The sequence below is a fragment of the Nocardioides luti genome, from assembly GCF_014212315.1.
GTDB classification, from domain to species: domain Bacteria; phylum Actinomycetota; class Actinomycetes; order Propionibacteriales; family Nocardioidaceae; genus Nocardioides; species Nocardioides luti.
In genome coordinates, this window is record NZ_JACKXE010000001.1 from 3400945 (window position 1) to 3418845 (window position 17901).

Annotated in this window: 15 protein-coding genes and 1 riboswitch; of the genes, 8 read left to right on the forward strand and 7 right to left on the reverse strand. The window is 73.4% G+C overall.

Translation table 11 applies throughout. The features are described from left to right. Positions 1-61: 61 nt before the first annotated feature. From H5V45_RS16155 to H5V45_RS16165, 3 genes are all read right to left on the reverse strand, one after another. A complete protein-coding gene (locus tag H5V45_RS16155; protein ID WP_185253874.1) occupies positions 62-1546 on the reverse strand; it encodes a hypothetical protein in 1485 nt (494 codons plus the stop codon). Next, positions 1539-2045, reverse strand: a complete 507-nt coding sequence (locus H5V45_RS16160; protein WP_185253875.1) for an RNA polymerase sigma factor — start codon at positions 2043-2045, stop codon at positions 1539-1541. The genes H5V45_RS16155 and H5V45_RS16160 overlap by 8 nt, the downstream gene beginning before the upstream one ends. Positions 2046-2164: 119 nt before the next feature. After that, complete coding sequence (locus H5V45_RS16165; protein WP_185253876.1) at positions 2165-4030, reverse strand: SigE family RNA polymerase sigma factor; 1866 nt, start codon at positions 4028-4030, stop codon at positions 2165-2167. 91 nt (positions 4031-4121) lie between these two features. On the opposite strand from H5V45_RS16165, the gene H5V45_RS16170 reads away from it, so the two are divergent. The 5 genes from H5V45_RS16170 (at position 4122) to H5V45_RS16190 (ending at position 9145) form a co-directional block, all read left to right on the forward strand. Continuing rightward, positions 4122-5390 carry a cell division protein PerM gene (locus tag H5V45_RS16170; RefSeq protein ID WP_185253877.1) on the forward strand — a complete coding sequence of 423 codons (1269 nt, stop codon included), beginning with the start codon at positions 4122-4124 and terminating at the stop codon, positions 5388-5390. Positions 5391-5427: 37 nt separating this feature from the next. Beyond that, positions 5428-6057: a phosphoribosylglycinamide formyltransferase gene (gene purN, locus H5V45_RS16175; RefSeq protein WP_185253878.1), complete on the forward strand. Its 630-nt coding sequence runs from the start codon at positions 5428-5430 to the stop codon at positions 6055-6057. 10 nt (positions 6058-6067) lie between these two features. Further along, positions 6068-6144, forward strand: a riboswitch (ZMP/ZTP riboswitch). A 21-nt stretch (positions 6145-6165) separates the two neighbouring features. Further along, positions 6166-7734, forward strand: coding sequence for a bifunctional phosphoribosylaminoimidazolecarboxamide formyltransferase/IMP cyclohydrolase (gene purH, locus H5V45_RS16180; RefSeq protein WP_185253879.1), 1569 nt, complete (start codon positions 6166-6168; stop codon positions 7732-7734). A gap of 132 nt (positions 7735-7866) precedes the next feature. Next, positions 7867-8712, forward strand: a complete 846-nt coding sequence (locus H5V45_RS16185) for a bifunctional methylenetetrahydrofolate dehydrogenase/methenyltetrahydrofolate cyclohydrolase (protein WP_185253880.1) — start codon at positions 7867-7869, stop codon at positions 8710-8712. Between the two features lie 55 nt (positions 8713-8767). Beyond that, on the forward strand, positions 8768-9145 hold the full coding sequence (locus H5V45_RS16190; RefSeq protein WP_343061593.1) for a DUF3017 domain-containing protein: 378 nt from the start codon (positions 8768-8770) through the stop codon (positions 9143-9145). A 114-nt stretch (positions 9146-9259) separates the two neighbouring features. Here the strand turns inward: H5V45_RS16190 and H5V45_RS16195 are convergent, their stop codons facing one another. Further along, entirely contained in the window at positions 9260-10249 is a 990-nt protein-coding gene (locus H5V45_RS16195; RefSeq protein ID WP_185253881.1) for a malate dehydrogenase, read from the reverse strand. Between the two features lie 135 nt (positions 10250-10384). Between H5V45_RS16195 and H5V45_RS16200 the strand changes: the two genes are divergently transcribed. After that, positions 10385-11131, forward strand: coding sequence for a hypothetical protein (locus H5V45_RS16200; RefSeq protein WP_185253882.1), 747 nt, complete (start codon positions 10385-10387; stop codon positions 11129-11131). 6 nt (positions 11132-11137) lie between these two features. Here H5V45_RS16200 and H5V45_RS16205 read toward each other — a convergent pair whose 3' ends face one another. After that, on the reverse strand, positions 11138-12151 hold the full coding sequence (locus H5V45_RS16205; RefSeq protein WP_185253883.1) for an MIP/aquaporin family protein: 1014 nt from the start codon (positions 12149-12151) through the stop codon (positions 11138-11140). A 180-nt stretch (positions 12152-12331) separates the two neighbouring features. Here H5V45_RS16205 and H5V45_RS16210 point away from each other — a divergent pair, with 180 nt between their 5' ends. Further along, positions 12332-14542: an NADP-dependent isocitrate dehydrogenase gene (locus H5V45_RS16210; RefSeq protein WP_185253884.1), complete on the forward strand. Its 2211-nt coding sequence runs from the start codon at positions 12332-12334 to the stop codon at positions 14540-14542. A 74-nt stretch (positions 14543-14616) separates the two neighbouring features. Here H5V45_RS16210 and H5V45_RS22735 read toward each other — a convergent pair whose 3' ends face one another. Continuing rightward, positions 14617-15258: a DUF402 domain-containing protein gene (locus H5V45_RS22735; protein WP_185253885.1), complete on the reverse strand. Its 642-nt coding sequence runs from the start codon at positions 15256-15258 to the stop codon at positions 14617-14619. 262 nt (positions 15259-15520) lie between these two features. Between H5V45_RS22735 and H5V45_RS16220 the strand changes: the two genes are divergently transcribed. Further along, positions 15521-16738, forward strand: coding sequence for an MFS transporter (locus tag H5V45_RS16220; RefSeq protein ID WP_185253886.1), 1218 nt, complete (start codon positions 15521-15523; stop codon positions 16736-16738). A gap of 25 nt (positions 16739-16763) precedes the next feature. Here the strand turns inward: H5V45_RS16220 and H5V45_RS16225 are convergent, their stop codons facing one another. After that, positions 16764-17870 carry a GNAT family N-acetyltransferase gene (locus H5V45_RS16225; protein ID WP_185253887.1) on the reverse strand — a complete coding sequence of 369 codons (1107 nt, stop codon included), beginning with the start codon at positions 17868-17870 and terminating at the stop codon, positions 16764-16766. Positions 17871-17901 lie beyond the last annotated feature (31 nt).

A 17901-nucleotide genomic window follows, 5' to 3' on the forward strand; every position in this document is an offset into this window, starting at 1 on the left:
GAACGAACGAAGGAGGATCCCCGGCACCAGGTGCCGGGGATCCTCCTTCGTCGTCAGGGGCTCAGCAGCCCTGGTCGCCCCAGCGGCACATCGCGGCGACGAGCGTGGCCACCGCGTCGGCGTCGGACGCGGCCTGGTCGGCCAGGTCCTGGTCGGTGGCGGCCATGCCCTCGCCGTACGTCGTGGCGACGAGCACCGTGGGGCCGACGCGCACGATCGTGACCACGTCGAGGCCCGGCGCGGGGGAGCCGTCGAGCTCGTAGCCGGTGATCGCGCTCGCCGACCGGTCGCCCTGCCGGCCGTCCAGGACGGTCCGCACGCTGGTGTAGCCGTCGGAGGTGCTCTCCGTGGGGCAGTCGCGGTAGACCTGCAGGACCGCGTCGATCCACGCGTCCGCCGCGGCGACGTCGGCGAACCGCGTCAGCTGGCGGTGCCGGAAGTCCTCCGGGTTGGTCCAGCCGGCGCTGAGCCGCTCGACGCCGGTGAGGGCCGGCGCCTGCTTGCCGCACGCCTCGAAGGCGAGGGGAGGGGCGTCGGTGGAGGCGGACTCGATGCCGTACTCGCCACCCTCGGAGCTGGCGTCGTCCGGGTAGCCGTCCAGGATCGGGAAGTCCGCGGGGATCGCCGCCGCGTCGCCGCTCCCGGTGCCGGTCCCGTCGACCGTGCCCGTGGCACCGGCCGTCTCCTCCGGCCCGACCGAGGAGCTGGGGAGGTCGCACGGCTCGGCCGCGAAGACGCACAGCGAGCTGACGGTCGGCGCGGAGTCGGTGGTCATCAGCCGCTGCGTGAAGTCGATGACGTCCTGGTTCGCGCCGCCGGCCCCGTAGTAGGACAGCGCGTAGATCGCGTTGCCGACCCGGACGTTCTGCACGACGGTCAGCTCGGAGCTCAGCTCGCCACCCTGGCGCACGCGGACGGTCCAGGCGAAGGACTCCTCGCCCAGGTCGGAGGGCAGCGCGTCGAAGAGGTACGTCGCGTTCTGGCCGCGCTGGCTCGGGCACCGTGCGACATCGGTCTCGAGCTGCTGCAGGGCCGCGGAGGCGGCGTCCTGGTCGGCGTACACCGCCAGCACGCCCTCGCGCCGGTCCTCGGACTCGCCGACGTAGGTGACGCTGGCGCGGTCGACGGTCCTGGCCGGGGGCGTGCGCTGGTCGCCGGAGCCCAGGCACGGCGGGAAGACCTCGACGTCCGTGGGGGACGTGACGGTCACCGCCGACCCGTCGCTGCCGTTGGTGGCCGGGAAGCCCTCGGCGAGCGGGAAGCCGTCCGGGATCCGCTGCCGCCACGTCGGGCCGGCGTCGGGGGAGGGGGTGGCGGACGGCGAGGAGGTGGCCGGCCCGACGTCGGGGGCGCTGCTGTCCTGCCCGCTCGCGCTCAGGGCGAGCGGCACGGCGATGATCGCGACGGCCGCCAGGCCCCCGACGGTGGCGAGCGCGTTGTTGCGGCGACGCAGCCGGTTGCCGCGGCGTCGCACCTCGGAGGCGGGGAGCGGGTTCACGTCCATCCCTTCGTTGAAGTGCTCGAGGTCCTGGATCGGGTCAGACATGGTGTGCTCCCTCCTGGAGTCCGGTCTCGTCGGTCAGGAGCGCGGCGAGCGCCGCGCGTCCCCTGCTGAGCCGCGCCTTGATCGTGCCCTCGGGCACGCCGACCTCGGCCGCCACGGCGTGCACGGGCAGGTCGGCGATGTGGTGGAGCACCAGCGCCTGCCGCTGGGCCTCCGGGAGCTGCTTGAGCGCCGCCACCAGGGCGACGTGGCTCTCGCTCGGGGCGGCGGTCTCGGTGGCGGCGCCGACGGCGCGGTCCACCGGTCGCCGGCCGCGCACGGTGCGCCGCCAGCGGCTCACCGCCAGGCGGTACGCCGTGGTGCGGACCCACGCCTCCGGGTGCTCGGCCTGCTGGAGCTTGCGGCGGTGCGCCCAGGCACGGACGAACGCCTCCTGGACGCACTCCTGCGCCTCGTCCCGGTTGCCGATCATGGCGTAGACCTGCCCCGTGATCCGCTGGAACGACGCGGCGTAGAAGTCGTCGAACTGCTGCTCGTCCATCGACCTGTCCCCGTCTCGTGAGTGCTGCGCGTGTCGTCAGTCGCGAGGGATACGCCCCGGGTGCGACCACGGTTGCACGTGCGTCGAGGTTTTTTCGGCAGACCGCCCGGTCCGCCGGGTCAGCGGGAGGGGGAGGCCTGCCGCTCGAGCCGCTCGAGCGCCCGGCGGGCCAGCGCCTCGAACGCCGCGTCGCTCATCGGGGCGCCGGGGGCCGGGACGAAGCCCAGCTGGGCGACGCCGGTGCCGACCCGCATGATCGCCATCGCGACCGTCAGCTTCTTGTTGTCCGACAGCTCGGTGGTCAGGTGCCACACGGTGAGCTGGCGGTCGGCGCTGGTCAGCTCGGTGGTGCGGCGCACGTCGGTGCCGAGCTCCTTGTCGGGACAGGCCGCGAGCTTGGTGCGCACGCCCGCGACGAACGCCTTGGCCGCCTTGACCGGCAGCGACCCCTGGGTCTCGGTCAGGCCGAACTCGTCCGGCAGCCCGGCCTTGAGGATGAGGTAGGACCGGGTGCTCGCGTGCGAGATCGGGGCGCCGTACGCCCGACCCGTGAAGGCGGTGCCGTCGCAGGAGGTGGCGGCCACGTTGGTGCGCGCCTGCTGCGGCGGGGTGGCCACCCAGGGCTTGTCGACGCCCGTGATCGGCGGCAGGTCGACGAGCCCGAGGCCGGCGGGGTACTCGTCGGCCGGGAACGGCGCGCGGTCGCGCACCCGCGGCTTGTCGTCCGCGCAGGCGCCGGCGCCGGAGGTGGGGCAGAGGCGGTCGACCGCCGCGCCGAGGACGGCGGCGGAGAGGCGGCTGTCGGGCACGGTCGTCGACGCCAGGCTCTCGACGGTGGTGGTCGTGAAGACGCCGGTCCGCGCCAGCCCGACGACCATCGTGGTGACGGGCGCCTGCCAGGACCGCAGCACGAGCTGGACGGCGTCGTCCCCGACGCCGGGGACCTCCCGGGTGGCCAGCAGCTGCACGCGCTCGTCGCTGCAGCCGGCGAACCAGGCCCGCGTCGTGGCGAAGGTACGACGGGCAGCGGCCTCGGTCCGGGAGGCCTCGGTCGCCTGCAGCGCGGTGCGGCGGGGCGCGCCCTTCGCGGGGGCGGCGCGGAAGGTGCGGACCAGCGCGGCGAGTCCCTGGGGGTCGGCGTACCGCTCCCGGGTGCACGGCACCTCGACCCGCTTCTTGCCGACGTTCTTGGTGGTGCGGCGCACCTGCCAGTCGCGTCCGGGGGCGGTGCGGCGCAGGTCGGCGTCCTCGAGCATCGTGCTCGCGGGCAGCACCTCGGGCTCGGCCTCCGGGGAGGAGGTCGCGTCCGGCCCCTTCGGGGCGGAGGTGGTCAGCCGCTCGCGGTCCAGCGTGGGGTGCACCCCGGCGGCGTCGGTCACCAGCGCACCGGTGAGCACCAGGGCGGCGACCGTCACGACCGCGCCGACCCCGGTGTGGGTCCGGCGGCGGGCGGCCCCGGCCCGCCGGATGATCGTGGCGCGCGGCCAGGTGACGCTCGCGACGTGGTCGCGCAGCGCCTCGAAGAGCGGTCGGATGCTGGTGCTGGGCACGTCGCGGTGCACGGCGAACTGCGCCGTCGCGGTCTGCAGCTCGCGCTCGACCTCGGTGCGGGGGAGCCCGACCTCGCGCGCCATGTCCGACAGCGGCACGGTGGTCAGGTGGGTCAGCAGCAGCGCCTTGCGCTGGGGCGTGGAGAGCTTGCCGAGCGCGTCGAGGGTGGCGCGGGCCTCGGGGTCGAGCTTCTTCTCGCGGTGCCAGAGCCGGGCGGTGTGCCGCCGCTGGGCGTGCGCCCAGGCGTGCGGGCGGGCCCAGGTCTCGGGGTCCTCCTGGCGGGAGATCTTGCGCCAGTGGTGCCACGCCACGACGAAGGAGTCGCGGACCGCCGCGCGCGACGCGGGCAGGTCGCCGGTGAGGGCGTAGGTCTGCAGGAGGAGGCGGTCGCGGGCGTCCTTGTAGAACGCGTCGAACTCGTCGGGATTCCTCATGGCCCGTCCACGGTACGGGAGCCGCACACGTCGCGGCCAACCGGCGTGGGACCGCATCGGGGCCCTGGTGCCGGGTGATGATGGGCCGGCCATGACTTCGCTGCTCCCTCGATCTGCCACGGCCCCCACCCGCTCGCCCGCCGGCTCCGGCACGGACGCGCGGCACCGTCGGCCGCTCGTGCTGATCGCCACCGCCGGCGGCGTCGCCGCCGCGGCCTCGACGCTCCTGGTGTGCATGGCGCTCGGTGTCGTGGGCTGGTTCCTCAGCGACGCGGGCGCCCACGGGACCCCCCGGGACGGCCTGCGCGTCGGTGCCCTGGGCTGGCTGCTCGCCCACGGGTCGGGCGTGCGGGTGGAGGGTGTCGCGATCACCGTCGTGCCCCTCGGTCTCACCGCGCTGGTCGCCTGGGCGGTCTGGCGCGTCGGCCACCGGGTCGGCGACTCGGTGTCGGGGCACGGGCCGGACGCCGACCGGATCGCCGACGGCGAGCGTGACTGGACGGTCCCGGTCGCCAGCCTCCTCTTCGCGGTCGGGTACGCCGTCACCGTCGGGGTCACGACCTCGCTGGCCTCGACCGCGGCGACCGCGCCGTCCGGGTCGCGCGCGGTGCTCTGGTCGCTGCTGCTCTGCGCCTTCTTCGGCGCCCCCGCGATCGCCGTCGGCTCCGGCCGTGCCGCGATCTGGGCCGCCTTCCTGCCGCCGTCGGTCCGCGCCAGCGGCGCCGCCTGCCTGCGGATCCTGGTCTCCTACCTGACCGTCGCCGGCGTGGTCTTCGGCGTCGCGTTCGCCCTGGACCTCGGCGCCGCCGCCTCGGTGATGTCGCAGCTGCACACCGACGCCGGCGACGCGACGCTCTTCAGCGTCCTCTCGACCGCGGTCGTCCCGAACGCCGTCGCCTTCTCGGGCTCCTACCTCCTCGGCCCCGGCTTCGCGGTCGGCGCGCACACGCTGGTCTCCCCGGCCGCCGTCGTCCTCGGCCCCATGCCGCTCTTCCCCCTGCTCGCGGCCCTGCCCCAGGCCGGTCCGGTCGCCGGCTGGGTGATCGGGCTGATGGCGCTGCCGCCGCTGGTCGCCGCCCTGGCGGCCGCGCGCACCCAGCACCGGATGCCCACCCTGCGCTGGGACGAGGGCGCCCTGCGCGGCTGCGTCGGCGGCGTGCTCGCCGGCGTCCTGTTCGGCATCGTGGCCTCGCTGTCGGGCGGCTCCGTCGGTCCCGGCCGGATGCGGATGGTCGGCCCGTTCTCCTTCGACGTGCTCGTGCACGCGATCACCGCCTTCGGCATCGGCGGCCTCGTCGGCGGGCTCCTGATGACCTGGTGGCAGCGCCGCCTGGCGCGCCGTTCCGCCGACGTCGCCTGAGCCGCCGGCCTCCGCGGCACGCCCTAGACTCCTGCGCGTGCCTCCCACCTCTCCCGCGCGCCTGGTCGTGCTCGTCTCGGGCGCCGGCACCAACCTCCAGGCCCTGCTCGACGCGTGCGCGGACCCGGCGTACGGCGCCCGCGTGGTCGCCGTCGGCGCCGACCGCGACGACATCGAGGGCCTGGAGCGCGCAGAGCGCGCCGGGGTGCCGACCTTCGTCAAGAAGGTCGGGCAGTTCAGCAGCCGCGACCACTGGGACCGCGCGCTGGCCGACACCGTCGCCGGCTTCGACCCGGACCTGGTCGTGCTGGCCGGCTTCATGAAGCTGGTCGGCGAGGAGTTCCTCGGCAGGTTCGGCGGGTCGGTCGTCAACACCCACCCCGCGCTCTCGCCGTCGTTCCCCGGGATGCACGGGCCGGGCGACGCCCTGGAGTACGGCGTCAAGGTCACCGGCTGCACGCTCTTCGTCGTCGACGCCGGCGTCGACACCGGGCCGATCCTGGCCCAGTCGGTCGTGGCGGTGGAGGACGACGACACGGTCGAGGCGCTCCACGAGCGGATCAAGGTCGCCGAGCGCGCGATGCTCGTCGACACCGTCGGCCGGATGGCCCGCGAGGGCTTCGTCGTCGACGGCCGCCGGGTGAGGTTCGGCCGGACCTCCTCCTAGCCCCTAGACTCGGGCGCACCACGACTGGCGCAGGTGGGCAACCACCAGGGAGTGACGTCGGGAGCATCGCCCGCCTGGGTGCTCCTCCACCCGAGCAGGAGTGTCTCTGTGCCCGAAAACCCCGAGAACCGCATCGCGATCCGACGCGCCCTCGTCTCCGTCTACGACAAGTCCGGGCTCGAGGACCTCGTCCGCGGGCTCCACGAGGCCGGCGTCGCGCTGGTCTCAACCGGCGGCTCCGCCGCGCTGATCGAGAAGGCCGGCATCCCGGTCACCAAGGTCGAGGACCTGACGGGCTTCCCCGAGTGCCTCGACGGCCGCGTCAAGACGCTGCACCCGAAGGTGCACGCCGGCATCCTGGCCGACCGCCGCCTCGAGACCCACGTGCAGCAGCTGGCCGACCTGGGTGTCGAGCCGTTCGACCTCGTGGTCTCCAACCTGTACCCCTTCACCCAGACCGTCGCCTCCGGCGCCTCGCCCGACGAGTGCGTCGAGCAGATCGACATCGGCGGCCCGTCGATGGTCCGCGCCGCGGCCAAGAACCACCCGTCGGTCGCGATCGTCACGTCCCCGGCGCGGTACGCCGACGTGCTGACCGCTGTCGGCGTCGGCGGCTTCACGCTCGCGGACCGCAAGCGGCTCGCCGCGGAGGCGTTCGTCCACACCGCGTCGTACGACGTCGCCGTCGCGACCTGGATGGGCAACGTGCTCACCGACACCACCGACGGCTCGGGTGCGCCCGCCTGGATGGGTGGCACGTGGGAGCGCCAGTCGGTGCTCCGCTACGGCGAGAACCCCCACCAGGCCGCGGTGCTCTACACCAACGACCTCGGCCCCGGGCTCGCGCAGGCGACCCAGCTGCACGGCAAGGAGATGTCGTACAACAACTACGTCGACGCCGACGCGGCCCGCCGGGCGGCCTACGACTTCGACGAGCCGGCGGTCGCGATCATCAAGCACGCGAACCCGTGCGGCATCGCCGTCGGCGCCGACGTGGCCGACGCGCACCGCAAGGCGCACGCCTGCGACCCGGTCTCGGCGTTCGGCGGCGTGATCGCCACCAACGTGCCGGTCTCGGTCGAGATGGCCCGGCAGGTCGCCGAGGTGTTCACCGAGGTCGTCGTGGCCCCGGCGTACGACGACGGGGCCGTCGAGGTGCTCGCCGCGAAGAAGAACATCCGCGTGCTGCAGTGCGTGCCCGCCGTCCGCGGCGGCGTCGAGCTGCGCCCCGTGTCCGGTGGCCTGCTCGCGCAGGAGCGCGACGCGGTGGACGCCCCCGGCGACGACCCGACCACCTGGACCCTCGCCACCGGCGAGGCAGCCTCCGACGAGGTGCTCGCCGACCTCGCCTTCGCGTGGAAGGCCTGCCGCGCGGTCAAGTCCAACGCGATCCTGCTCGCCAAGGACGGCGCCTCGGTCGGCGTCGGCATGGGCCAGGTCAACCGGGTCGACTCGTGCAAGCTCGCCGTGCAGCGCGCGGGGGACCGCTCGACCGGCGCCGTCGCCGCGTCGGACGCGTTCTTCCCCTTCGAGGACGGCCCGCAGATCCTCATCGACGCCGGCGTCGCCGCGATCGTGCAGCCCGGCGGCTCGGTCCGCGACGAGCTGACCGTCGAGGCCGCCAAGGCGGCCGGCGTGACGATGTACTTCACCGGCACGCGGCACTTTGCTCACTGACCGTGGCGGCGGAGCCGCCACGGTCATCGGTGAGCAGGTCGAGCGAGGGCCGCGACCGAGGAACGAGGTCGCGACGCCCGGGTCGAGACCCGGTGAGGTGCAAAGCAGCAGCAACCCAGACAGGATGAAGCCATGACTGCACAGAAGCTCGACGGCACCGCCACCCTCAAGGCGATCAAGGCCGAGCTCGCCGACCGCGTCAGCAAGCTCCGCGAGCAGGGCGTCGTCCCCGGGCTCGGGACCGTCCTGGTCGGCGACGACCCGGGCTCGCACTGGTACGTCGGCGCCAAGCACAAGGACTGCGCCGAGATCGGCATCGAGTCGATCCGCGTCGACCTGCCGGCGACCGCCACGCAGGCCGAGGTGGAGGCCGAGATCGACCGGCTCAACGCCGACCCGGCGTGCACCGGCTTCCTGGTCCAGCAGCCCACGGGCCTCGACGAGTTCGCGCTGCTCTCGCGGGTCGACGCCGACAAGGACGTCGACGGCCTGCACCCGGTCAGCCTCGGCAAGCTCGTCCTGGGCGAGGAGGGCTCGCTGCCCTGCACGCCGGTCGGGTGCATCGAGCTGCTGCGCCGCCACGACGTCCCGATCGCGGGCGCCGAGGTCGTCGTCGTCGGCCGCGGGCTCACCGTCGGCCGCCCGCTGGGGCTCCTGCTCACCCGGCGTACCGAGAACGCGACGGTGACCCTGTGCCACACCGGCACCCGGGACCTCGCCACGCACGTGCGCAACGCCGACATCGTCGTGGCCGCCGCGGGGGTGCCCGGCATCATCACCGGCGCCATGGTCAAGCCGGGCGCCGCGGTGCTCGACGTGGGTGTCTCGCGGGTCGACGGCAAGATCGCCGGCGACGTCGCGGACGACGTGTGGGACGTGGCCGGCTGGGTGTCGCCGAACCCGGGCGGCGTCGGTCCGATGACCCGCGCCATGCTGCTCTCGAACATCGTGCTGATGGCCGAGAAGGCCCTGGGCTGACGCGTTGTCGACACCGCACGAGCCCGCACCGGAGCCGGACGAGACACCGGACCCGGTGCCGGACCCTGGGTCCGACCCGGCCTCCGACCCGGCTCCGGAGGAGCAGCCGCCGCCGTTCGAGGAGCTGCCCTTCGAGGAGCACGTCGAGGACGAGCCGCGCCGCTACCCCTCGACGATCGGCGGGCTGTTCTACCTCGTGGTGCTGGCCGCGACGGCGGTCGGCATCGGCATCGTCTGGACGGGCAACTGGCGCCTCGGCACGAACTGGATGGCGGGGGCGCTGATCTTCGCGGCCCTGATCCGCCTGGTGCTGCCGCGGCGCGACGCCGGGATGCTCGCGGTGCGCCACCGCGTCTTCGACTGCCTGCTGCTCGCGGGCGTCGGGGGACTGCTGATCTTCCTGGCGGCGACGATCCCGAACCAGCCCGTCTGAGCGACCCGTCGCCGGTTCACGCAGAAATGCGTCGACCCGTCGCTTCTTCACGCGCAGCGCGGTGAAGAGGCGACGGGTCGGCGTGCTGAGCCGTCGACGAGCGACGGGTCGGCGTCAGATCAGGCCGAGCTCCGTGACCGCGGCGCGCTCGTCGGCGAGCTCGGCGGTCGAGGCGTCGATCCGGGCACGCGAGAAGTCGTCGATCTCGAGACCCTGGACGATCTCCCAGTTGCCGTCCTTCGTGGTGACGGGGAACGACGAGATGAGGCCCTCGGGCACGCCGTAGGAGCCGTCGGAGACGACCGCCATCGAGACCCAGTCGTTCTCGGCGCTGCCGTGCAGCCAGTCGCGGGCGGCGTCGACGGTGGCGGACGCGGCCGAGGCGGCCGAGGACGAGCCCCGGGCCTCGATGATCGCGGCGCCGCGCTTGGCGACGGTCGGGATGAAGGTGTTCTCGAGCCAGTCCTGGTCGCCGACGGCCTCGGCGGCGTTCTGGCCCTTGACCTCGGCGTGGAAGAGGTCGGGGTACTGCGTGGCGGAGTGGTTGCCCCAGATCGTCATCTTCTTGATGTCGGTGACCGAGGCGCCGGTCTTCGCGGCCAGCTGCGAGATCGCGCGGTTGTGGTCGAGGCGGGTCAGCGCCGAGAACCGCTCCTGCGGGATGTCAGGGGCGTTCGTCATGGCGATGAGCGCGTTGGTGTTGGCCGGGTTGCCGGTGACACCGATGCGGACGTCGTCGGCGGCCACGTTGTTGAGGGCCTTGCCCTGGGCGGTGAAGATCGCGCCGTTGGCGGAGAGCAGGTCGCCGCGCTCCATGCCGGGGCCGCGCGGGCGGGCGCCGACGAGCAGGGCGAGGTTGACGCCGTCGAAGATCTTCTCGGCGTCGTCGCCGATCTCGACACCGGCGAGGGTCGGGAACGCGCAGTCGTCCAGCTCCATCACGACGCCCTCGAGCGCCTTGAGGGCCGGGGTGATCTCCAGCAGGCGCAGCTCGATGGGACGGTCCGGCCCGAGCAGCGAACCGCTCGCGAGACGGAAGAGCAGGCTGTAACCGATCTGGCCGGCTGCGCCGGTGACGGCCACCTTGAGGGGCGTTTGGCTCACGACGACTCCTTGTCGACTTGGCAGCCCGGAGACGGGCCTGGATGCATGGTCCGAGCGCCGACGCTAGCAGCGCTCAGGCGGGCTGGCGACGGAGGGTTGTGCGGCCGTCGACCGCCCGTGCGCCATGCTGGCGCCATGCGACGGACCCGGCTCGCGGCCCTCACCGCCGTCCTGACGGCCTCCCTGGCCCTCGTCGGCTGCGGCGGGGAGCCGCCGACGATCGCCCCGAGCGGCGTCGACGAGCTCGTGATCCCGACCCCGTCGCCCGACCCGGCGGACTTCACCACCACGATCGACAACCGGTGGCTCCCGCTCGAGCCCGGGACGGTGCGGACCTACGAGGTCACCGGGGACGGGGCGGGGAAGCAGACCGAGACCGTCACCGTCACCGACGACACCCGCGTCGTCGCCGGGGTCACCACGGTGGTGGTGCACGACGTGCTGACCGACGCCCGCGGCAAGGTCGTCGAGGACACCTACGACTGGTTCGCGCAGGACGACGACGGCAACGTCTGGTACTTCGGCGAGGACACCACGGAGTACGGCGACGGGAAGCCCAGCACGGAGGGGTCCTGGGAGGCCGGCGTCGACGGGGCGGAGGCCGGCCTGGTGATGGCGGCCCGCCCGCGGATCGGCGACGGCTACGCCCAGGAGCACCTCGCCGGGGTGGCGGAGGACCGCGCGGAGGTGCTGTCGCTCACGGAGCGGCGAGCCGTCCCCGCGGGCGTCTTCGGCGACCTGGTCGAGACCGAGGACACCACCCCGCTCGAGCCCGGGCTGGTCGAGCGCAAGTTCTACGCCGAGGGTCTCGGGGTCGTGCTGGAGGAGACGGTCACGGGCGGCGACGAGCTGGTCCAGCTGGTCTCCGTCACCACCCGCTGAGCGTCGTCAGTGGTCGCCCGACGGGCGGATCTGGGTGCGCTCGCCGGCCCCGCCGTCGGACCACGGCTGGTCGGGCGCCCACTGCTGGGGCTGCTGGGGCTGCTGGGCGGCCTGGTCGGGCTGCCAGCCCTCGCTCTCGTGGCGCCACTGCTGGGCCTGGGCGTCCCAGTGCCAGCCCTGCGCCGCGGCCTCCTCGATCGTCCAGGCGCGCTCGGCCTGCTCCTCCTGGGGAGCGGCGGCACCGGCGGCCGCACCGGCGCTCGCGGCCGTGGCGGGGCGGGCCGGTCGGTCGAAGCTGAGCCCGGATCCGGGGACCGGCTCGCCGTCGCGGCCGAAGAGCGCCGGGTGGGCGAGGCCGCCGAGGGCCGCGCCGACGAGCGGCGCGACGACGAAGAGCCAGAGCTGGATGATCGCGTCGGTGCCGGCGAAGAGGCCGACGCCGATCGAGCGGGCGGGGTTCATCCCGCCGCCGGTCAGCGGCAGCGTGAAGAAGTAGCAGGCCGCGAAGGCCAGCCCGATCGCGATCGGGGCGAAGGCGCGCTGCTCGTTGCGCGCGTCGGTCGCGGACAGGTGGACCAGGACGAACAGCGCGGTCAGCACCACCTCGACGAGCAGCGCGGCCCAGACGGCGAAGCCGAAGCCCTGGTCGCCGAAGAAGCTCTGGCCCATCGAGCCCTCGGCGTCGAAGGTGTCGAAGCCGTGCAGCATCGCGAACACCAGCAGACCGCCCACGACACCGCCGACGACCTGCGCCCCGGCGTACGCCGCGACGTCGCGCCAGGCCAGCCGCCCGCTCAGGCCGGCCGCCACGGAGACCGCCGGGTTGAAGTGCCCGCCGGAGATCCGGCCGAAGGCGAAGGTCACCGCGACCAGCGCGAAGCCGAAGGCGAGCGGGGTCGCCGAGGACCCGTCGCGGGAGTCGCCGCTGAGGGCGAGGAAGCCGCAGCCGAGGAGCACGAGGACGAGCGTCCCGAGTGCCTCCGCGGCCAGCTGCTGCGTGCGGGTGGATGAGTCGACCATGTCCGAGAGCCCCCTGTGGTGGTCCCCGGGCCCTGTCCCGGGGTCGGCAGCACTCTAGTCGCGTCGGCGGCCCGTTGCCCCGGGCCGGGACGGGTGCGAGGCTGGGCAGGACGCGGCGTCAGGTATCTTGACGTCAAGCAACTTTTCCATGATCCGCGACGTTCAGGAGCAGCCTTTTCCATGGCCAAGATCATCTACACGCACACGGACGAGGCGCCGCTGCTGGCGACGTACTCCTTCCTGCCGATCATCCAGGCGTACGCCGCCAAGGCCGGTGTGGAGGTCGAGACGCGCGACATCTCGCTGGCGGGCCGCATCATCGCCCAGTTCCCCGAGCGCCTGACCGACGAGCAGCGCATCGACGACGCGCTCGCCGAGCTGGGCGAGCTGGCCACGAAGCCCGAGGCCAACATCATCAAGCTCCCCAACGTCTCCGCCTCCATCCCGCAGCTCAAGGCCGCGATCAAGGAGCTGCAGGAGAAGGGCTACGACCTCCCGAACTACCCCGAGAGCCCGCAGTCCGACGAGGACAAGGAGATCCGGGCGAAGTACGACCGGACCAAGGGCTCCGCGGTCAACCCCGTGCTCCGCGAGGGCAACTCCGACCGGCGCGCGCCGCTGTCGGTGAAGAACTACGCGAAGAAGCACCCGCACCGGATGGGCGCCTGGAGCGCCGACTCGAAGACCAACGTCGCGACGATGGGCAAGGACGACTTCTTCTCGAACGAGAAGTCCGTCGTGATCCCCGCCGACGACACCCTCTCGATCGTGCACGTCGCGGCCGACGGCACCGAGACCGTCCTCAAGGACGGCATCACGGTCCTCGCCGGCGAGGTCGTGGACGGCACCTTCATGAACGTCGCGGCGCTGCGCCGCTTCCTGCTCGAGCAGATCGCCCGCGCCAAGGCCGAGGGCGTGCTGTTCTCGGTGCACCTCAAGGCCACGATGATGAAGGTCTCGGACCCGATCATCTTCGGCCACGTCGTGCAGGCGTTCTTCCCGACGCTCTTCGAGCAGTACGGCGAGCAGCTCACCGCCGCCGGCATCTCCCCGAACGACGGCCTGGGCGCGCTGCTCGGCGCGGTCGCCGACCTCCCCGAGGGCGACGCCATCAAGGCGACCATCGACCAGGGCATCGCCGACGGCCCGACGATGGCCATGGTCGACTCGGACAAGGGCATCACCAACCTGCACGTGCCGTCCGACGTCATCATCGACGCCTCGATGCCGGCCATGATCCGCACGTCCGGCCACATGTGGGGCCCCGACGGCGAGGAGGCCGACACCCTCGCGGTGATCCCGGACTCGTCGTACGCCGGCGTCTACCAGACGACCATCGACGACTGCCGCGCGAACGGCGCCTTCGACCCGGCCACCATGGGCTCGGTCCCGAACGTCGGCCTGATGGCCAAGGCGGCCGAGGAGTACGGCTCGCACGACAAGACCTTCGAGGTCCCGGCCGCCGGCCAGGTCCGGGTCCTCAACGCGGCCGGCGACGTGCTCATCGAGCACACCGTCGAGCCCGGTGACATCTGGCGCGCCTGCCAGACCAAGGACGAGCCGATCCGCGACTGGGTCAAGCTCGCCGTCACCCGCGCCCGCGCGACCGGCTCGCCGGCGATCTTCTGGCTGGACGAGAACCGCGCCCACGACGCCAACCTGATCGCGAAGGTGGAGGAGTACCTCCCCGAGCACGACACCGACGGGCTGACCATCGAGATCATGGCGCCGGCCGCGGCCACGGCGTACTCCCTCGAGCGGATCCGCAAGGGCGAGGACACCATCTCGGTCACCGGCAACGTGCTCCGCGACTACAACACCGACCTGTTCCCGATCCTCGAGCTCGGCACGTCGGCGAAGATGCTGTCGGTCGTCCCGCTGATGAACGGCGGCGGCCTCTTCGAGACCGGTGCCGGCGGCTCGGCGCCCAAGCACGTGCAGCAGCTGGTCAAGGAGAACTACCTGCGCTGGGACAGCCTCGGCGAGTTCTTCGCGCTGGCCGCGTCGCTCGAGCACCTCGCGGGCTACGACGACAACGCGCGGGCCAGGGTGCTGGGGGAGACCCTGGACAAGGCGACCGGCACGTTCCTCGAGAACGACAAGTCGCCCACGCGCCGCATCGGCGGGATCGACAACCGCGGCTCGCACTTCTACCTGGCGATGTACTGGGCCCAGGAGCTGGCCAGGCAGACCGACGACGCCGAGCTGGCCGCCGACTTCACGGCGCTCTCCGAGCTCCTGGTCAGCAGCGAGGACGCCATCGTCGCCGAGCTGAACGGCGTGCAGGGCTCGCCGGCCGACATCGGCGGCTACTACCAGCCCGACGACGCCAAGGCCGACCACGTGATGCGGCCGTCGACGACGCTGAACGAGGCGCTCGCGACGCTCTGACCCGCTCGACCCGCCGGGACGTCCTCCGGAGGGAGCACCCGCTCCCACCATCCGCAGGACGTCCCGGCGGCATGTCAGGGCAGCTGCGGCACCGGCCAGGACGGGTCCGGGCGGAAGGTCTCCCAGCCGTCGCAGAACGGCGGGCCCCAGGCGGCGATCACGTCCTCGACCTCGGCGGCGACGGCGGTGATCCGGGCGGCCTGCCCGGGGGTGTAGCGGCCCTGCTCGACGGCCAGCGCCAGCTCGTCCACGTCCTTGCGGTGGTGGGTGCGATCGGGCTCGACCCAGACGTCGAGCACGTGGTCGGTGGAGTACGTCGTGTCCGCGTCGCGCACGTGCGGGTCCTCCAGGTTGACGTACCACCCCTCGAAGGTCGCCTGGCCCGCCGGGAAGAACCACCACACCGACCAGGGCCGGCCGGTCGGGGCGACCCGCAGGACGTCGTACTCCTCCCAGGTGCCGACCAGCTGGGTGCGCTCGGCGGTGAACATCGTTGCGGCGTCGCCGTCGCGGAAGCCGCCGCCGTCCGCGCGGCCGACCTTGAGCACCGGCGTGCCGGCCGGGAGCCAGGCCACGAGGGCGTCCGCGTCGTCCCGGACGACCGTCATCGGCGTCGCCCAGTGCGGGCGCGCGGGGTCGCCGTACCGCCACATGATCGGGGTGCCGGGCGCCCAGAAGGGCGGCGTGCCGGAGGGGCGGGCGTCCGAGAGGCTCACGCGCCCGAGGCTACCGATCGGGAGCGGCCACCGGCCCGGGACGTCATCGGATCCGAGGGCTACTGCCCACGATCCCGATGACGTCCCGCCGGGTCCGGGCAGCGGGCACGTGGTCCCGCTTGTGGTCGTTGTGGCCGGCCGCGGGGCCGCCGAGGAATAGGCACCCGCCGTGGCCGGGTTGGAGACTGGTGACAGCGAGAGCAGATCCAGCGACGACGCCGGCGACGACCGGCAGCGGCCCCCCGGTCGCCAGAGAGTGACGATGACGACCACCGCACCGGCCCCGACCCGGACCGAGCCGACCCCTGCCGCGCACTTCGTGCTGGCGGTGCTGGCGCTCGGCATGGGGGGCTTCGCCATCGGCACGACGGAGTTCGTGACGATGGGGCTGCTGCCCCAGATCGCGCGGGGCGTGGACGCCTCGATCCCGACCGCCGGACACGTCATCTCGGCGTACGCCCTCGGCGTGGTCGTCGGCGCCCCGGTGCTCGCGTTCTTCGGTGCCAAGTGGCCGCGCCGCGGCCTGCTCGTCGCGCTGATGCTGGCCTACGCGGTCCTCAACGCGGCCAGCGCGATGGCCACCAGCTTCCACCTGCTCTTCGCGGCCCGCTTCCTCGACGGGCTGCCGCACGGGGCCTACTTCGGGGTGGCCTCCCTGGTCGCCGCCAGCATGGCGCCGGCCGAGCGCAAGGGCCGCGCGGTCGCCATGGTGATGCTCGGCCTGTCGGTCGCCAACGTCATCGGCGTCCCCGCCGCGACCTGGCTCGGGCAGGCGATGGGGTGGCGCGCGGCGTACTGGTCCGTGGCCGTGATGTCGCTCGTCACCGTCGTGCTCGTGCTGCTGTTCGTGCCGTCCTGCCCCGGCGACCCCGAGGCGACCGGCCGGCGCGAGCTCAGGGCCTTCGCCAAGCCTCAGGTCTGGCTGACGCTGCTGGTCGGGGCGCTCGGCTTCGGCGGCATGTTCGCGGTCTACTCCTACATCTCCCCGACCCTCACCGACGTCGGCGGTCTCTCCGAGGGGTCGATCCCGGTCGCGCTGTTCGTCTTCGGCGTCGGGATGGTCGCCGGCACCTGGGTGGCCGGCGAGATGGCCGACTGGTCGATCTTCCGCTCGCTGGTGATCGGGTCGGTCGGCATGGGCCTCGTGCTGCTGCTCTTCTGGGCGACGGTGCCCTACGGCTGGCTCTCGCTGCCGGCGGTCTTCCTCATCACCGTGCTGGGCTCCGTGCTGGTCGTGAACCTCCAGCTCCGCCTCATGGACGTGGCCGGCGACGCCCAGACGCTGGGCGCCGCCATGAACCACGCCTCGCTCAACGTCGCCAACGCCCTGGGCGCCTGGCTGGGCGGGCTGGTCATCGCGGCCGGTTACGGCTACCGGGCGCCCGCCCTCGTCGGGGTGGCGCTCTCGGTGGTGGGGCTCGCGGTGATCGGCGTGTCCGCGCTCCTGCACGTGCGCGAGCGCGACGCCGCGGCCGCCTGACCCCTCCCGCAGACCGGGCGCCCGGCTAGAGCGCCAGGTCGTAGATCGCCAGGTCGACCCGCGACCCGTCGGCCATGTCGGCCCCGAGCCGCTCGACGCCGGTGTGCTCGAACCCGAGCGTCTCGACGACGTGCTGCGAGGCGGCGTTGCCGACCGCGATCCGGGCCCGCACGTGCTGCAGCCCGAGCCGGTCGCGGGCGTGCCCGAGCGCGAGCGCCGCGGCCCGGGTGGTGAGCCCTCGTCCGCGGGCGGCCGGGTGCGCCCAGTAGCCCAGCTCGGCGACCACCCCGGGCCGCAGCCCGAAGAAGCCCAGCCAGCCGGACATCACGTCGTCGTCGCCCGTGACGGCCCAGGTGACGCCCTTGCCGCTCGCGCGCAGCTCGGTCGAGGCGCTGACGACCCCGCGGCCGGACTCCTCGGTGAACGGCTGGGGGTAGAGGAACGAGAGCCACTCCAGGGTGCGCGGGTCCGAGCACGCCTCGACGATGCGGGGGACGTCGCGCTCGTCCATCGGCCGGAGGTGGACGCCGTCGCCGGCGAGCGTCGGGCAGTCGAGCCAGACGGTGCGCGGGCCGGGGGACTGGTCGCGGTGCAGCGTGCCGACCCAGGCGTCCAGCAGCTCGCCGCGCTGCGGCAGCCACTGCCGGACCGTCCCGTCGAAGGAGAAGCCCACCCGCCAGGCCAGGCGCCGCGAGGCCCAGTTGCCGCGGTTCGCCCACCAGATGACGGTCTGCAGGCCCTGCTCCTCGAAGCCCCAGCGCAGCAGCAGCCGCAGCGCGCGCTCCATCGCGCCGGTGCCCCGCACCCGCGGGTGCGAGCCGTAGGCGATCTCCGCGCGGCCGTCGCCCTCGTTGCGGAGCGACACCGTGCCGGCGTACTGCCCCTCGTGCTCGACCGCGAAGCCCCACTCGCGGTCGTCGACCCAGCCCTGCGGCATCATCTCGGTGACGAAGCCGACGGCCATCTCGTGGGTGTACGGCACCGGCACGGTCGTCCACGCCTGCGACAACGGGTCCTGACACTGCTCGAAGGAGCCCTGCGCGTCGTCGGGCCGGTGCGCGCGGAGCGTCACGGTGCCGTCGGTCAGCGTCGGCGCGGTGCGGGCGGTCGGGGCGGTGGGGTCGTCGGCCATGGGGCGAACCCTCCCAACCGTGGACCGGACG

What these genes read in the sequence shown, in the direction of transcription:
- H5V45_RS16155 (WP_185253874.1), bottom strand. Translation starts at nt 1,546, where the DNA reads ATGTCTGACCCGATCCAGGACCTCGAGCACTTCAACGAAGGGATGGAC.
- H5V45_RS16200 (WP_185253882.1), top strand. Translation starts at nt 10,385, where the DNA reads ATGCGACGGACCCGGCTCGCGGCCCTCACCGCCGTCCTGACGGCCTCC.
- H5V45_RS16160 (WP_185253875.1), bottom strand. Translation starts at nt 2,045, where the DNA reads ATGGACGAGCAGCAGTTCGACGACTTCTACGCCGCGTCGTTCCAGCGG.
- H5V45_RS16165 (WP_185253876.1), bottom strand. Translation starts at nt 4,030, where the DNA reads ATGAGGAATCCCGACGAGTTCGACGCGTTCTACAAGGACGCCCGCGAC.
- H5V45_RS16220 (WP_185253886.1), top strand. Translation starts at nt 15,521, where the DNA reads ATGACGACCACCGCACCGGCCCCGACCCGGACCGAGCCGACCCCTGCC.
- H5V45_RS16185 (WP_185253880.1), top strand. Translation starts at nt 7,867, where the DNA reads ATGACTGCACAGAAGCTCGACGGCACCGCCACCCTCAAGGCGATCAAG.
- H5V45_RS16170 (WP_185253877.1), top strand. Translation starts at nt 4,122, where the DNA reads ATGACTTCGCTGCTCCCTCGATCTGCCACGGCCCCCACCCGCTCGCCC.
- H5V45_RS16205 (WP_185253883.1), bottom strand. Translation starts at nt 12,151, where the DNA reads ATGGTCGACTCATCCACCCGCACGCAGCAGCTGGCCGCGGAGGCACTC.
- H5V45_RS16210 (WP_185253884.1), top strand. Translation starts at nt 12,332, where the DNA reads ATGGCCAAGATCATCTACACGCACACGGACGAGGCGCCGCTGCTGGCG.
- H5V45_RS16225 (WP_185253887.1), bottom strand. Translation starts at nt 17,870, where the DNA reads ATGGCCGACGACCCCACCGCCCCGACCGCCCGCACCGCGCCGACGCTG.